17 protein-coding genes and 1 pseudogene are annotated in these 15300 nt (G+C 57.0%); 3 read left to right on the top strand and 15 right to left on the bottom strand.

Annotation, left to right across the window (positions count from 1 at the left end):
- Nucleotides 1-375 (bottom strand): annotated as a pseudogene (locus VMU57_RS10865) (IS5 family transposase); the annotation flags it as partial.
- 199 nt (nucleotides 376-574) lie between these two features.
- Between VMU57_RS10865 and ric the strand changes: the two are divergent.
- Nucleotides 575-1294 carry an iron-sulfur cluster repair di-iron protein gene (gene ric / locus VMU57_RS10870; RefSeq protein WP_325383298.1) on the top strand — a complete coding sequence of 240 codons (720 nt, stop codon included), beginning with the start codon at nucleotides 575-577 and terminating at the stop codon, nucleotides 1292-1294.
- A 195-nt stretch (nucleotides 1295-1489) separates the two neighbouring features.
- On the opposite strand, the gene VMU57_RS10875 is transcribed toward ric, so the two are convergent.
- The 10 genes from VMU57_RS10875 to VMU57_RS10920 form a co-directional block, all read right to left on the bottom strand.
- A complete protein-coding gene (locus VMU57_RS10875; protein WP_325383300.1) occupies nucleotides 1490-1900 on the bottom strand; it encodes an MgtC/SapB family protein in 411 nt (136 codons plus the stop codon).
- A gap of 150 nt (nucleotides 1901-2050) precedes the next feature.
- Nucleotides 2051-2476: a DUF488 domain-containing protein gene (locus VMU57_RS10880; protein WP_325383302.1), complete on the bottom strand. Its 426-nt coding sequence runs from the start codon at nucleotides 2474-2476 to the stop codon at nucleotides 2051-2053.
- A gap of 84 nt (nucleotides 2477-2560) precedes the next feature.
- Entirely contained in the window at nucleotides 2561-3265 is a 705-nt protein-coding gene (locus VMU57_RS10885; RefSeq protein ID WP_325383304.1) for a glutamine amidotransferase, read from the bottom strand.
- Between the two features lie 47 nt (nucleotides 3266-3312).
- On the bottom strand, nucleotides 3313-3768 hold the full coding sequence (locus VMU57_RS10890; RefSeq protein ID WP_325383306.1) for a cupin domain-containing protein: 456 nt from the start codon (nucleotides 3766-3768) through the stop codon (nucleotides 3313-3315).
- A gap of 3 nt (nucleotides 3769-3771) precedes the next feature.
- On the bottom strand, nucleotides 3772-4191 hold the full coding sequence (locus VMU57_RS10895) for an AraC family ligand binding domain-containing protein (protein WP_325383308.1): 420 nt from the start codon (nucleotides 4189-4191) through the stop codon (nucleotides 3772-3774).
- Nucleotides 4192-4277: 86 nt separating this feature from the next.
- Nucleotides 4278-6575: a nitric-oxide reductase large subunit gene (locus VMU57_RS10900; RefSeq protein WP_325383310.1), complete on the bottom strand. Its 2298-nt coding sequence runs from the start codon at nucleotides 6573-6575 to the stop codon at nucleotides 4278-4280.
- Between the two features lie 84 nt (nucleotides 6576-6659).
- Nucleotides 6660-7817, bottom strand: coding sequence for a hypothetical protein (locus VMU57_RS10905; protein ID WP_325383312.1), 1158 nt, complete (start codon nucleotides 7815-7817; stop codon nucleotides 6660-6662).
- Nucleotides 7769-8044 (bottom strand): hypothetical protein, encoded by a 276-nt coding sequence (locus VMU57_RS10910; protein ID WP_325383314.1) that lies wholly within the window; start codon nucleotides 8042-8044, stop codon nucleotides 7769-7771. The genes VMU57_RS10905 and VMU57_RS10910 overlap by 49 nt, the downstream gene beginning before the upstream one ends.
- A 2-nt stretch (nucleotides 8045-8046) precedes the next feature.
- Nucleotides 8047-8628 (bottom strand): hemerythrin domain-containing protein, encoded by a 582-nt coding sequence (locus VMU57_RS10915; RefSeq protein ID WP_325383316.1) that lies wholly within the window; start codon nucleotides 8626-8628, stop codon nucleotides 8047-8049.
- A 226-nt stretch (nucleotides 8629-8854) separates the two neighbouring features.
- Nucleotides 8855-9559: a Crp/Fnr family transcriptional regulator gene (locus tag VMU57_RS10920; protein ID WP_325383318.1), complete on the bottom strand. Its 705-nt coding sequence runs from the start codon at nucleotides 9557-9559 to the stop codon at nucleotides 8855-8857.
- A gap of 26 nt (nucleotides 9560-9585) precedes the next feature.
- Here VMU57_RS10920 and VMU57_RS10925 point away from each other — a divergent pair, with 26 nt between their 5' ends.
- Both VMU57_RS10925 and VMU57_RS10930 read left to right on the top strand, forming a co-directional pair.
- Nucleotides 9586-10929: a TIGR04053 family radical SAM/SPASM domain-containing protein gene (locus tag VMU57_RS10925; RefSeq protein WP_325383320.1), complete on the top strand. Its 1344-nt coding sequence runs from the start codon at nucleotides 9586-9588 to the stop codon at nucleotides 10927-10929.
- Between the two features lie 85 nt (nucleotides 10930-11014).
- The gene (locus VMU57_RS10930; protein ID WP_325383322.1) at nucleotides 11015-11548 is read left to right on the top strand and encodes a hemerythrin domain-containing protein; all 534 of its coding nucleotides are present in this window, start codon (nucleotides 11015-11017) and stop codon (nucleotides 11546-11548) included.
- Between the two features lie 90 nt (nucleotides 11549-11638).
- Here VMU57_RS10930 and VMU57_RS10935 read toward each other — a convergent pair whose 3' ends face one another.
- The 4 genes from VMU57_RS10935 to VMU57_RS10950 form a co-directional block, all read right to left on the bottom strand.
- Nucleotides 11639-12196 (bottom strand): 4Fe-4S binding protein, encoded by a 558-nt coding sequence (locus VMU57_RS10935; protein WP_325383324.1) that lies wholly within the window; start codon nucleotides 12194-12196, stop codon nucleotides 11639-11641.
- Nucleotides 12175-12702 (bottom strand): 4Fe-4S binding protein, encoded by a 528-nt coding sequence (locus VMU57_RS10940; RefSeq protein ID WP_325383326.1) that lies wholly within the window; start codon nucleotides 12700-12702, stop codon nucleotides 12175-12177. The genes VMU57_RS10935 and VMU57_RS10940 overlap by 22 nt, the downstream gene beginning before the upstream one ends.
- A gap of 266 nt (nucleotides 12703-12968) precedes the next feature.
- Nucleotides 12969-13520, bottom strand: coding sequence for a hypothetical protein (locus tag VMU57_RS10945; RefSeq protein ID WP_325383328.1), 552 nt, complete (start codon nucleotides 13518-13520; stop codon nucleotides 12969-12971).
- 3 nt (nucleotides 13521-13523) lie between these two features.
- The coding region (locus VMU57_RS10950; RefSeq protein WP_325383330.1) for a cbb3-type cytochrome c oxidase subunit I at nucleotides 13524-15300 on the bottom strand (1777 nt) is incomplete at its 5' end.

Below are 15300 nucleotides of genomic sequence, written 5' to 3' on the forward strand. Positions count from 1 at the left end.
CCTTTTGTCCGGCCCATCGCCTGGTTGCCGCCCACCGCGCCAGCCGCATGCGGATGAACCTTGATATGACTGGCGTCGATCATCAGCCACTCAAAGTCCGGCTCATCGATCAACTGCTCCAGCAGCTTTTCCCAGATGCCCTGGTCACGCCAGCGGCAGAAACGGCGATGGGTATTTTTCCAGTCCCCGTAATCTGGCGGAAGATCCCGCCACGGCGCGCCGGTGCGAAGAATCCAGAAAATCGCATTCAGAAATCGACGGTTGTCCTGGGCAATACCGCCCCACTGACCTCTTTGCCCGGGAAGATGGGGGGGATAATAATCCCCACGCGTGATCCCTCAAATCGTGACGGTGATACGCGGCTCGTGACTGCATTGCCTATTAGTTTCGCACAATACGCAGTCTCGTGACGACACTATCTAAGTCACAATCGTCTTTTCCCTGAAAGCATGTAATAATCGGGCTTTAATTGACATACGGTTTCCGTTTTAATTGCCAGATTTGTTCCCTGAAGTGACTAAAGTCGCTGCTACTTTTACGCGGTGCTCCTATTTTGAGACTCAAGGAGACCGCCATGACCACTGCCATCGAGACCGTTCGCGAGATTGCACTCAAACAGCCAACGTCAATCCGGGTATTCGAGAAGTTTGGTATCGATTACTGTTGCGGAGGACGCAAACCTCTTGCGGATGCCTGCACGACCCAAAACCTTCCCATCAACAGCGTCCTTGCCGCACTCGAAGCCGCGGCAGCAGACTCCGCCCCGTCCTCCGAGGACTGGTCGAAAGCCTCTCTCGCAAGCCTGAGCGAACACATCGTCTCTGTGCATCACGCATACGTGAGGAAGGAACTTCTGCGGCTGGCGCTCCTCGCCCAAAAGGTTGTGGTCCGTCACGGCGACACGAGGGCAGAATTGCCCGAAATCCAGAGAACCATGGGGCAGTTGGACGAAGAGCTGATTGCACATCTCGCGAAAGAAGAGGCCGTCCTGTTTCCCTACATCGTTCGCCTGGAGCGCGCCATCATGGACAAAGCCGTCCGACCGAAGAGCTGCTTTGGAACAGTCGCCAATCCAATTGCAATGATGACTCAGGAACACGATGCTGCTGGTGTTCTGATGGCGACAATTCGCAGCCTGAGCCATGATTTTGTTGCCCCCGAGGGTGCATGCCCGACTTATCACGCCTTCTACGATGGCCTGAAAGAATTTGAGCAGGATCTCCATCAGCACATTCACCTGGAGAACAATATTCTGTTCCCCCGCGCAATCGACATGGAAGCGGTCGCGAGCTAGGGCTTTTTCGGAATGCACGTTACCATTTTTGGAATTGTGGAAGGTGGCTTTTTCTTGAGGGAAAAGCCACTCGATCATGTGCTTTTCGATCTGCACAATTCCAAAAATGCTATACCGGATCGTAGGGCGCCCTGTTTCCCTTGACCTATGCAAATCCGCTTGTGATTTATCACTTGTGGCCGTGCAGAAAAGCAGCTAGTCGTGTTGCGCGTTGTCACTCTGCTCAGTGGGAACATGCCCACCTGTAAGAAGGCGCAAAAGAATGGGAAAAACCAGTGCCACGATAAAATAAGCGGCCGTAACCGCAGTCGCCAGCAGCGGAAGACCGGCGCCACAGGCCATTCCGATTCCGGTAACAAGCCAGACCGTGGCAGCAGTTGTGAGTCCCGAAACCCGGTCGCCTCGCACAAAGACCAGCCCCGCACCGATAAAACCGATTCCGGTAACAATTTGCGCCGCGACTCGGGACGGATCAAGTACGACGCGATCGTTGATCAGAACGTCTGTGAAGCCGTATTTTGAGATCAATAGGAAAAGGGCAGCGGCGGTGCCTACGACCGTATAGGTGCGAAGTCCCGCGCTTTTGTGGCGAATCTCGCGCTCCACCCGACGAGTGCCGAGAGCAGGAATGCCAAGCCAAGCTCGACAAATTGGTTAAGACTCTGTCCCGTCACTTCGGAAACCCGCATAGAACAATCCTATTCTGTGGCCCAGATGCGAAATTGGACCGCCGTGTTCGCGGTATCGTCGAAGCGGCTAGCTTCTGCTCAGAGCGCCCCCGCATTTGTTCTGGAGAAACTCTTTGAGCGCCACTGCATTGTTGTGCTCGGTGTCGTGTGCGCTGTATATAAGGGTTACGCGGCCACTTCGAGCCTGCCCGAGCAATGGTTGCCAGGCTTCCGGATGTTTTTCGAGCTCACGGAAGTACCGCTTGCGGAACTCATCCCATTTGGCCGGATCATGCTGGAACCAATGTCTCAGATCGGTGCTTGGTGCAACTTCTTTGAGCCAGCCTTCCGCGTTCAGGCTTTCTTTCCTGATGCCGCGCGGCCAGAGCCGTTCGACCAGGAAACGCGCTCCATCGTCTTTGCTCGCCGACTCGTAAGCTCGCTTGACTTGAACCATTCCATTCCTCCTCTGCGCTTCGGCCACGGCCTTGGTAATTGAGTGCCGCTCCTCCATCTCCAACCTTTGATTGTTTGCAAGAGGAACTGCATAATCGAAAAAACACCCGCGCGAAGCGGAAGCCTGCTAGGAATTGGAAAGCTAACAGTCAGCTATCCCGGACAACCATTCCGCAAACATCGCCTGTGCCGCCCGACGCAGTTGCTCTGTCCAGAACGCCGCTTGCCGCCGCAATTCGTGCGGATCAATCCCTGCCCCCGCCAGTTCGACGGCATGGCCCAGCAACCAGCGCTCAAACCCGCTCCCCCCATCTACCTCTACATGAAACTGTAATCCCAGCATCCGCGGCCCCAGCGCAAAGGCCTGGTTGCGGCAGAGATTCGTCGCCGCCAAATGCTCGGCTCCCGCCGGAATCGCGAAGCTGTCTCCGTGCCAATGCAGCGCCGCAATCCCCTCCAGATGTCGTAACGGGCCGCGTCTGCCTGCCTCGGTGAGTTCCAGCGGCGCAAAGCCAATCTCTTTCCGCCCCATTGGTCCCACTTCGGAACCCAGCGCCGCAGCCATCAATTGCGCCCCCAGACATATACCCACGGTCGGCCGGCATGCCTCCATCCGCGTCTTCAGCCATAGCCGCTCGGAGGCCATCTCCGGGTACGCCTCCGTTTCACAGACTCCGACCGGTCCGCCCAGCACCACCGCCAGCGCCGCCCCGGTTACTGGGTCCGGCAGTTCATCCACTCCGGATTCGTAGTAGCGGATCTGGTAGCCCGCCTCCTGTAAGAATGCCTCCAACGTTCCCAGATCCTCAAAATGCACATGCCGGATCGTCGCTACCGTCTGTCCCATTGCACCCATCCTCTTCCGCCATATCTTAGCCACGCCTGCAACTCGGGTTATTGCGAATTATCCTTCATCTGAATAAGCAACACCCGAAGGGCAGTTTTTGCGGAGATTCCGTGAGGCAACATTGGGGGCATGTAGATAAAGGAGCCTTGCTGGGCGTCGACCTTGTCCTCTCCCAATTGAACTTCGGCTTCCCCTTCCAGAAAATAGAGAATGGCCGGCGTCGGGGATGAATGTGTGGAGAGCGCCTCGCCCTGTGAAAAGCCAAATAGCGTGACGTTGACCTGGTCGTCTTTGCGCAGAACGCGGCTCAGGATTCCCTTTTCCGGCAATGCGAACTCCTGCTGCAGATTGACAAGAAATGTATAGTCCATGGACGTCTCCTTTGCATGATTCACATCGTCGAGGCGGTTGCACGCAGCACCTCTACGGAACTCACCAGTTGAAGGGCCGTACGCGCTGCCGGAAAGATCCGTGGTCGGCGTATTCCGAATTGTGCCGGCCATCAGTTAGCCTCCCGAAGCGGATCGGGCGGCGCCGCCGTGCCAGCACATGGTGAGCAGGAAAGCGCTCTCCTCCACTGCCTGAACGTCATGCGCAATGCCGCGATCGAGCATCAGCAGATGGCCAGCCGGAACTTCAACCGTTCGATCGGACAGCTTCAGCCTCAGACGGCCGACCAGGGTGTGAATCGTGATCCTTCCGTCTACACGATGCTCCTTCGTCTCCGTGTTCTGCTTCATGGCAATGATTAGAATGCCGCACGCTGGAGAGTTCAGCAGCGTCTTGGAGCTTCGCCCCGTCTTTCGTTGCCACGATTCTGCAAGCCGCAGATTCTCGATCTCTGCGGATAGATCAGATTGCAGCAATGGCTGATCCAATTCCGGAAGCACGGTAAGGGGTTCGTCTTCGCTATAGTAGCGTTTCATTTGATTCTCCATGTTGATGCAGTTGTGTGCGGCGCATTCGAGGTGGGATGACTTCCGTCGAAAGCGCCGCATGGTTTAGGTACAAATCAGCGGCCTACCAGTGCCGCTTCGTTTTCTACTTTTGTCCCGTGTAAAGTAAAGTCCTGACTGGTGGGCGTCCCATCCGCGTAAGAATGTCCAGTCAACAGCCCAAGCAAGAACCAGGCGAAGGCCGCCGCGCCGATCGAGAAAATGACGTCGCCGGGAACTCGCATCCAGCGCAGGGTTTGCATGTGGCCGGAGTGCATGAACGCGGCCGAGCGCGCATACCATGTGCCGTACTGGATGGATGCCCAGGCTTGCAGCAGACCAATGGGCAGCAAGCTGAGAAGGGACATCAGGCTCAAGCCCACATTGAAGCTCCAGAAAGAGAGCTTCAGCGTTCCCTGCTTCCATGGCCTGTCGGGGCTCATCGCGCGAAGGCAGAAGAGCGTGAGTCCCAGGCCCAGCATTCCGTACACGCCGAAGAGCGCGGTGTGGCCGTGCAGCGGCGTCAGGTTGAGGCCCTGTACGTAATAGAGAGAGATGGGCGGGTTAATGAGGAAGCCGAAGAGGCCGGCTCCAACCAGGTTCCAGAACGCGACCGCGACGAAGAAGTAGATAGGCCATTTGTAGTTGGCGATCCAGGGCGATTTCTTCGTCGGCTGCATCAGGCGAATGTTTTCCCACGCCTCGTAGCCGATCAGCGCCAAGGGCACCACCTCGAATGCGCTGAAGATCGCGCCCAGGCCGATCACCGCAGGCGTTGCTCCAGCAAAGTACAAATGGTGAAAGGTGCCGATGATTCCGCCGAAAAGGAAGATGGTCGAGGAAAACAAGGCAGCTTTGGTCGCGGTGCGAATCTCAATCAGTTTGAGCCGTGCGAAGAGGAACCCGATCACAACCGTTGCGAACACTTCAAAAAAGCCCTCGACCCAGAGGTGGACCACCCACCAGCGCCAGTATTCCGCTGTAACCAGATTGCTGGTCTGCTTGTACATGAGCCCCGCCGCATAGAAGAGCGGGATGGCAATGCTGGAGATGAGGAAGAGCGTGAGCAGCGTTTGGTCTTCGCTCTTGCGCCGGAGTGCGGGCCAGAGCGCGCGAACCATCAGCACGAGCCACAGAACCAGGCCGACAAACAATAGAATCTGCCAGAACCTTCCCAGGTCGAGATACTCATAGCCCTGGCTACCAAACCAGAACCACCAGTGGCCGAGGCGCTGCTGAATACCCATCCATTCTCCCGCGAGCGAGCCGCCCACGACGAGAATCAACGCACCGAAGAGCACATTGACGCCGAGCCGCTGATACTTCGGCTCATGGCCGCTGACCGCGGGGCCGACATACAGTCCCGTCGCCAGCCACGAGGTGGCAATCCAGAAGATGGCAAGCTGTAAGTGCCAGGTACGGGTGACGGCGTAAGGAAGATAGCGGTCCAGCGGGAACCCGAAGAATCCGCCGCCCTCGACCCCGTAATGGGCGGTCAATATGCCCATGATAATCTGCACGCCAAAGAGAATCACGACAACAAAAAAATACTTGATTGTGGAGCGCTGCGACGGGGTTGCTCGCATCGCCAGAAAGGGATCTTTCTCGGGATAAGGGCCATGCACGAGCACCTTTTCCTGTGACGCGTACCACCAGACAAGGCCGCCGATGCCTGCCAGCAGGCCCACAAAGCTGATAATGCTCCAGAGCACCGCGCCCGGCGTAGGCACGTTGCCGACCAGAGTCTCATGCGGCCAGTTGTTGGTATAGGTCACGTTGGAGCCGGGGCGCTCGGTGCTGGCGGCCCAGGATGTCCACCAGAAAAATTCCGCCATCTCCTTTTGCTTGATGGGGGCGGTCAGAGCCCCTGGCGGAATGGCGTAGTCCGTGCGTCCGGCGGAGAAGACGTTGGCATAGTAGGCCGCAAGCTGCTTGAATGCGGCGGCGCGGTCAGCGGAGATCGTGACGCGATTCTCGGCGGCGTCATAGGTATTGGTCCGCATCTCGCGAATCAGCCGGGCCTTCAAGACCGCCTGCTGATCCGGGCCAAGAGTAGCAAAGTCGCGCGCTCCATCCCGAACTGCCCAGGTGTTGAGCAGGATCTCCGACTCACGATGCAGCCAATCGGCGCTCCAATCGGGAGCGACGTACGCGCCATGGCCCCAGACCGTGCCGATCTCCTGGCCGCCGATCGATTGCCAGACGCCCTGCCCGTTGGTAATGCTCGTACCCGTAAAGAGAAGTTGCCCGTCCGCGGTGTAGACATCGGGGATAGGTGGAGCCTGGCTGATCATCTTTAGCCCCACGCCACCCAGAACGGCGAAAGATCCGATGAGAACGACGGCCAGTGCCCACCAGTAACGCTTGTAGCTCATTGATTACCTCAATTCAAAAGGATGAATGCATCTCGCGTGCTTCTATTCGCGACAGTACGTGAAAGAACCTTGCGATGCAGGGACTTAAGTCACAACGTGGATGAGACGGCTGAAGCCGCGTCCGCGTGGCTTTTTCCGGTGGTTTGTGCAAAGGCCGATTGGCCTGCGAGGCATAGTGAGCCCGATGTTGATGGCGAACACCAGTACGCCGCCAAGCTCCAGCATTCCGGAGATGGGAAGTGTCTTCCACGCGAAGGAAAGGATGCCTTCGTAGGCCAGCGGCTCGGAGCAGACGCGCAGGGCGCAGCCGGTCTGGAGCAAGAGCAGGCTGAGGAACATGAGACGCTTGCTGAAGATGGAGTAGATGCCTGCAAAGTGAGGAAGAATGCGCGGCCCGATGGCGAAGACCATGGTGGCGGCGAATCCGACGGTCAGCGCGTGACGAGAGGCGCCCCAGATGCCCCCGTGGACATCGAGAAAAGCTGCCCAGATGCCGATGAAGCTTGTGATCGTGAGCCTGGCATAGGCAAGACGAATGAACGAAGGGAAGCTCAGATGAATCCTCTGGACCTTTGCATGTCCGAGCGGTCGCTGTGCCATATGCAAGGCAAATCCGACGACCACCGCACCGGCAGCAAGCAGGAATGAAGCTGTTTTGGTCCATCCGAAAACGCCGAACAGGACGCCCATCAGGTCAAGGATTAACGCCGCACCGAATGTTCGTGAGCCGGGCCGGGAAATCGCGAGGAATGTTGGCAGCCAACGCGCGGAGAAACCCCAGACTACCGGTACGAGAAATCCCCAGGCGAGAAGGACCAGAAATCTCTGGTCGAGTGCGTGCGGAAAGGCGCGCTGTGTTCCGGCCATTGCGAGCTTCAGACATTCAACAAAGTTGAAGGCGGCTAACGCAAGAAGCCCCACCGTGCTCAAGAGCACAGAGACCATCCAAAGCTCCATACGCGGCTTCGTCTGCTTTCCGTTCGCCGTTTCTGGCAGTTTATGGTGAGAAGCGGCGGTAAGAAACAAGAGGATTACAAGTAGCTCGAAGCCTGCGGACAGCACAAAAAGAACCCGCCAATGCCAGCCATAGATGTTCGCGACCCAGCGCATGACCACACCCAAGGTCCACAGCACAAAGCAGGTCAACGGGATTCGGATGACCGACCGGCCACGCGCAGGCTGTGAATAGAAGCCTATTCCGAGGACGAAGCTGCCGATCCAGCCAAAGACCTGGGCGTGCACATGGCCCTGTATCCATGCGGGCGAAGAGCGCCGAGGCCGTGATGGGTGGCGATTGCCATCAGGTTTGAAAAGCCGAGCAGGGTACCGGGCAGCGCCATGAAGAAGAGGCCGGCCAGGATCCAGGCGCGGAGCATGAGGCTCTTGTGACGTTCGCGAAGCGCAATCTCGCGGGTAAGGTTTTCTGGGTGAGGAATATGCGTCTGATTGATGTGAGGGAGTGTAGTCATTTCTACATCCGAACATTCAATGCGGCTTCCATTTCAAGAGCGCGTGGAAACAGAATGTCGTTCTCCAGATGGACGTGCTGCCTGAGATCGATCTCGAACGCGCGGAGGCCACCAAAGAGTGCGATATGCGTGGCACAGACCCACGCGGGAGGCTCAAAGCCATCCGTTATGCAGCGAAGTTCTTCCATGATGCGGTCGGCTGCGTCATGCTCCAGCACCATCATCCTGATCGGCTGCGCAACCGAGCGGAAGCATAGGTCGGACGGCGAGCACGCATCAAGAAGCTCTTGGTCCATCTGCGCGATGAATGGGAAAAGAACCTGCTCCTCTTTCTGAATATGAGCAAACAATTCAGCGTGCAGTTCCTCGACCAGTGCCGTCGCCTTCGCTAGTTGGGGGGCACGATCGCCGCGTTTCTCCGCAAGCGTCTGCGCCATCTCTGCCACCCTGGGCAACTCCTGGCGCACGCGCTGGTGATGAACCCGCACGATGTGCTGAATCAGCCGGCTTGGAGTCAGACCGGCGGGATTTGCCGGCATCGCTCCGTGTTCGCGGTCTTCGGCATCTGAAAGCTTTTCGAGCACCTGATCGACCGAGAGTTGCAGGTCCGCGCATGACTTTTCGAGCGGCAGTTCGCCCTGTACGCAGAGATCAATGTCGAAGCGCTACAGGATTGCGGCAGCGGTCGGCTGGGCGCATACGATTTCGCGGATGGACTTGGTTTCGGTGGGCATAAGCACTCTCCACCTGCAACGGTAGCGAGGGCTCAAATGCCACGCAGTAACTTATGTCACTCGGAGGGCAGAAGAATTAAGGGGTAGTATCCAGCAGGGCGATCAGGCCCTTCAGGTCCTTCACGACGATATTTCGCGCGTCCACTTCTAGCAGTCCTTCGGCCTGTAGGCGCATGAGGTTGCGCGAGATCAGCTCGCGCACGGTTCCAAGCTGACTGGCCAGTTCCTGGTGGGTTGCCGGCAACTCGAATTCGATGCCGCGCTCCGTCTTTCTGCCTTCGCTTTCAGCGAGCTTGATCAGCGTCGAGATGAGCCGCTGGCGAACCGTGGTGAATGACAGTTCCTCAATGATGCCCACCAGCCGACGCAGTCGGGCGCCCACTACGGTGAGCACCTTGAGCGGCACCTCGGGATGCTCCATGCAATAGGCGTTAAAGTCACGCCGTGAGATGAAGGCAATCTCGGTGTCTTCTATAGCCGAGGCCGAAGCAGGAAAAGGGCCTCCATCGAAGACAGGCAGTTCGGCAATGGACTCGCCCGGTACGTTAACAGCTAACACCTGTTCCCGGCCGTTTACAGAGGTCTTGAAAATACGAACCTTACCGCGTGCAACGATGTGCAGCCCATTACAAGGCTCGCCTTCAGAGAACAGCAACTCCCCTGCGCTAAACAACTTGCGTACCGTGCGGGTCGCGAGTGTTTGCAACTCAGCCGACGAAAGGCTCGACAGGAGCGCGGTTTTGCCGAGGGCAGTGGCTAGATCGCTGCGTTCAGTGCTCACCTGGAGAATTCTACGGCATTACCGGGGTGTTGCGTGTCCTGTTCAGATTCGCGCCGGGACGTCACTTGCTTCGCCGTAATGATGGGGGCCCGTCGTTGGGGTTCGGATCCTGGCGGCCGCGCCGACGCAAGTGCTTCGAAATGCACCTTTCCCAATCATGCGATAGCAGCCTGGGACTTTGGTCACTGCATTCGGCGGCGGTACTGCTATCTCATAGTTTTATGAATCCGCAAATCAACACGATTGATTTCAACGAGCGACCTTTCATCGCCATTTGGGAGGTCACCCAGGCTTGCGATCTTGCATGTGTGCATTGCCGCGCATCTGCCCAACCCGATCGCCACCCACTGGAACTCAGCACCGAGGAAGGCAAACACCTCATCGACGAAATTGCGGCTTTGAAGGTGCCCGTCTTTGTGCTTACCGGAGGCGACCCTATCAAACGACCCGATTTGTTCGAGTTGATCGTGCACGCTCGTTCTGCTGGCGTTCGCGTATCTTTAACGCCGAGCGCCACCCCCTTATTGACGCGGAATGTTATTGCCCGGCTCAAAGAGGCTGGTCTTTCCAGACTTGCGGTAAGCATGGACGGCGCAAGCGCGCTGACGCATGACGCGTTTCGAGGAATGAGCGGATCGTTTGCGCGAACGCTCGATGCAGTCCAGTGGGCAAACGAGATTGGCCTGCCGGTCCAGATCAACACTACCTTCAGCCGCAGAAACATCGCTGAGATCGACGATATTATCTCGTTGATGCAGAAATTGAGGATCACCTTGTGGAGCGTATTCTTCCTCGTTCCAACAGGGCGTGGAAAACTCAACGACCTGCTGAACGCCAACGAGTTCGAACAGGTCTTCACGAAGATTTACAGCCTCTCCAGGAGAGCTGGGTTCGACATCAAGACAACAGAAGCTCAGCACTACCGCCGCTTCATGCTGCAGCAGAGAGTGGCTGAGCGGAAAGCTGGCACCGTAATGCGGGAGACCCCGGAGAAGATGGTAGATGCCATTGGCAGGGCGCCGCGCGGCCTGAATGACGGCAAGGGGTTTGTGTTTATCTCTCATACGGGAGATGTTTTCCCAAGCGGGTTTCTGCCGCTTTCGGCTGGCAACGTCCGCCAGCAGGAACTGGCTACCATCTACCGCGAATCGACCTTGTTTCGGAGCCTACGAGACACGTCAAGGCTGGAAGGCAAGTGCGGCTCCTGTGAATTCAAGGAGATTTGCGGCGGATCGCGATCCCGTGCGTATGCCCTGACGGGAAACCCGAACGCCGAGGAGCCCTGTTGCGCCTACATTCCCAAGGGATATATTCAGCTTCCTCCGAGCGTCAGGCGGGCATCCAACCTTCATGTACTGCAAGGAGCGTGACAGTTCTGTCAGGCTGAGTTCCTCTAACCGAATTTGTAGCTCAAGAACTCTTGATCGTTAATGGTAGGCACAGAGGAAGGCCCAAATGGCGATACAAATAGGCGCAACGCCGGACAGCGGATTCGACGATCCGATCTGCATGCTCATCGACTGCCACCGCAGAATCGAGCGCTTTCTCCATATTCTATGGGTCGTGTCCCACCATGCTTCGGGTAGAGCCTTAACGGGCGAGGAAACGGCAGCCGTGCAGTCGGCACTCAACTACTTTCGCGTAGGCGGACAACGGCATACCGCGGACGAGGAAGAATCTTTGTTCCCCAGGCTCCGGGCTGAATCCGCGGCTGAGCGCTTCGAGGAGTTGGGTGGGCTTGAGAGTGACCATCGCCATGCCAACGATCTGCACGAGTCAGTCGATAAGTTCTATTCCGCCTGGATCGCGAACGGTGAGCTAACCCCGGAAAACGAAATGCGGTTGCGGTCTGCCACAGAACAATTAAAACATCTCTATGAAGAGCACATCCAGGTAGAGGAGAAGATTGTCTTTCCGCGCGCGGCTGAGATCCTGGACAGCCGGACCATCGCGACCATCGGGCGGGAATTCCACGCCAGACAGCAATAGGCCCATGCAACACTGAGCCTCTCTGACATTCGCTCTCGGCGAGGTTCCTTGTGGTCTTTCGCGATCACTGAAGCAACACGCAGTGGCCTCTTACATGCCAGGATGGGTCACTTCGTTCGCATTGGGCACCAGGTTCATGTAGACGGCGCGGGGCATGTTTGTCTGCCAGTGATTTGTGGCCCTGGCAAAAAGTATCAGTCCGAAGAAGATACAGGCGAGAACAGCCGTGACGGCCAGCGGCCCAATAGCGCGGCGGAACCAGCGCTCCATGGGTGCTGCAGCTCGTCGCGGTGGTAGAGAGAACTGTAGCGCATCCTGTGCCGGGCAAGCCGCAACGCAAACCATGCACGCGCTGCACTCCGCCGACCGGATCTGAATAAGCCGGTCCACCGGCAGACCGGCCGGACAGGCGCGTGCGCACTTGCCGCAATCGATGCAAGCATCGGCATCCCGGCGAATCTTGGCCGGACTCAGGAGCGAAACCAGGCCCATAAGGGCGCCATAGGGACAGAGATACCGGCACCAGAAGTTCTGCACCAGCATAGAGCCTAGAACCAGCAGTGCAATCACAATAAGCGCTGTTTGCCCCATGTCGCGGAAGAAATTGAGCATCTTCACATCGGCAATCAGGCCATACGGCGTATACATGAACTCTGTAACGCCTCGGCAGACATGGCACCGATGGCAAAGACAAAGAAGCCCAGCAGCAGGTATTTCAGGCCGCGGAGCGGAAGGTCGGCCCACCGGGGCAGACGGAAATTTCGCCTGAAGAACCTGCGGCCCAGCTTCCATAGATACTCCGAGAGGGTTCCCACCGGGCACAGCCATGCACAGAAAGCCTTTTTAAGGAAAAGGCTCATCAGCAGAAAAGCCAGCAACAAGAACATGGCTGCCGGATGGACCGCTGACACGCGTCCTGTGAGCAGGAGATACTTGGAATTCATGAGGCCCGCGATGGGCAGCCAGCCCTCCACCCCGGCAGGACGAGGAACGTAGAGGGTCTCTCCACCGTGCTCGAAGTATCGAACCCACAGATAGAACTGCACACCCAGCCAGACGTTCAACGCCACAAACAACCACTGCACAATATGCCGGATGCGCTGTGAGCGGTCAAGCGTGGCCCGGCGGATCAGCATCTTCTTCTCGCCCAGCATTGGAATTCGCTCTGCTGCTTGCGTGGCCCTCTTCATCCTTCTAAATTTGAGAGTAATGAACGGGCGCAAAGCGAACAATGACTTTTGTCACAAACGATTCGAATAGCGTCTCATCAGGTACTCCTATGAGAAATCTTCTTGGGGGAGGGCGCAGCCTACATCGCAGCGGGAGAACGCGAAAGCGTCGCTATCGCCAGCGCCTGAATCTGGAACAGACCGAGCGATGCAGCGGCGGAGCTCTTCGAACTTCGTCGCCTCCCTGAAGATCAACTGAATGGACTTTCCGACGACGATGCTGCCTCATATCCATCCGTCCCGTGCAATAAGGCCTTTGCCATGCGCAGCACGGCAATACAAAACACAGTCAGGACTCCGGCAAGCACGAGGCGGGGATAGATGCCGTTGGCACGAAACAATTCGACAACGAGAATCAGGCTGGCCAGCGCCAGCAATGTCACCGACATGGCTCGATGAAACCGCTGCATTCCATACTCCAGTCCGCTCGACGTCTTGCGCTCAATCTCTCGTCCGTTATTCGAATCGGTACAAGCCGCTTTTTTTTTGCATGCATTGCAGGTTGAAGCCGGAGCCCGATAGACCACCGTTTTCTTCGACCAGTCGGAGAAGACGGGGAAGAGGTGCTGTTCTTCCGGGCACCTCCAGATATCCCGATCGGGATGATAGGTGAATCCGGCGGTGCTGATATTCAGCGATCGGCGGTGCGCATGACGAGCCGTCAGTTCCAGAAGAAACGCAACCGCCGCAAGCATCACTGCGTAACCCAGCATTAACAGGAACTGGATGGAAAAATCCGGCACTGCTCAGCGCTCCTCTGGTAATGCGACTGTGTCGGTAAAGAGAATCTCATGGGGCTCCTCGAAAACAGCTCCGGCTTTGCGGTAGCGGAGACCCAATAGCGTGAGATAAAGAACAGGCAGAGTGCCGCCCACGATGAACAACACATCGCCGGGCAAGCGCAACCACTGGAACACGGTATTGGTTGTGCTGCTAATGTAATTCAACGTGCGGGCGTCATAGTAGCTGACGTGAATGGAGTGATAAAGCTGCAGGATACCGAGCGGGAATAAAGTCGCGAAGCACATCCATGCAAGCCCGATGTTAAGGGACCAGAAGCTGATCCGAGCGGCTTTGTCTGACCAGTGCTTTTCCGGAATGATGTAGCGCAGGCAAAACAAAGCCAGTCCTACCGAAAGCATCCCGTATACGCCCATCATTGCTGCGTGCGCGTGATTGGCGGTCAGTAAGGTGCCGATCTCATAGTAAGAAATAACTGGAAGATTGATCAGGAATCCGAAAACTCCAGCGCCAAGAAAGTTCCAGAAGCCTACCGCGGCCAGAAACATAACCGCCCAGTAGTGCGGGAATGGTGTCTTCGATCCCGACTGCTGGGTAGCTCCGAGTTGCAGGAAGCTCCATGCTTCCACCGTGAGGAAAGTCAGTGGGATCACTTCTCCCGCGGAAAAGAAAGCACCCAGCGCCATATGAATGGCAGGCTCACCGGAAAAATAAAGGTGATGCATGGTGCCGACGATTCCACCCGCCGAATACAGAATGATATCGAGATAAATCATTCGCACGGCGATTCTTTCGTGCACCACGCCGAGCAACACAAAAAGATACGCCACCAGGATGGTGCTGAACAGCTCCAGAAAATCTTCTACCCACAGATGCACAACCCAAAATCTCCAGAAGTCTGTGGTAGTGAAGTTCTGACCGGGGCTGGCCAGCAGCCCAATGCCATAGAATGCTGGAATTGACAGCGCAGAAAAGAAGAAGAGCCAGGGCATGTTTCCTAAATGCTCAGAGTCAAGACGGCCCCGCAGACCGCGGAACAGTATCAAAACCCAGAAGAATAGACCAACGGTAAGCAGTATCTGCCAGACGCGGCCAAGGTCGAGGTACTCGAAGCCCTGGTCGCCGAACCAGAAGTTGTGAATCAGCCCCTGAATACCGGCGAACTCGCCCAGCAGGCTCCCAACCACGACAATCACGAGCGCACCCAGCAGGCCATAGGCGAGGGTCTTCTGTCCCCGCGGTTCCCGTCCGGCAATCATCGGCGCGAGGAAGATGCCTGCGCCAAGAAACGCAGTGGCAACCCAGAAGATCGCCAACTGGAGGTGCCAGGTGCGGACGATGTTAAATGGCAGCACGACGGCTAGATTGATGCCGAAGAAGTTTTGCAGATCGGCCCAGTAGTGCTCGGTAGCTCCGCCACAGAGCACTTGAACCAGAAACAGCGCCGCCATCACAAAGAAGAACCACGCTGTAGCTCGTTGAGCTGGCGTTAGCACTACCTGGTCTGGAGGGCGAAAGGACATTCGCTGCTGTTCCCGTCCATGCCATCCGAGAATGTTCCAGCGCCCGAAGGAAGTAAAGAGCAACCCGATGCCGACCAGCAGTGCAGCAAGAGAGAGCATACTCCAGAGAATGGCGTCGGCCGTGAGATGATTGCCAACCAGTGGCTCTGGAGGCCAATTATTCGTGTAAGAGTAAGAGTCCCCCGGCCGATCTGCAGCAGCGGCCCATGCAGACCAACTAAAAAAGGCAGTTAACTGCCGGATCTTCCCAGGATCGCGG

It is taken from the genome of Edaphobacter sp. (assembly GCF_035532915.1).
Lineage (GTDB): Bacteria > Acidobacteriota > Terriglobia > Terriglobales > Acidobacteriaceae > Edaphobacter.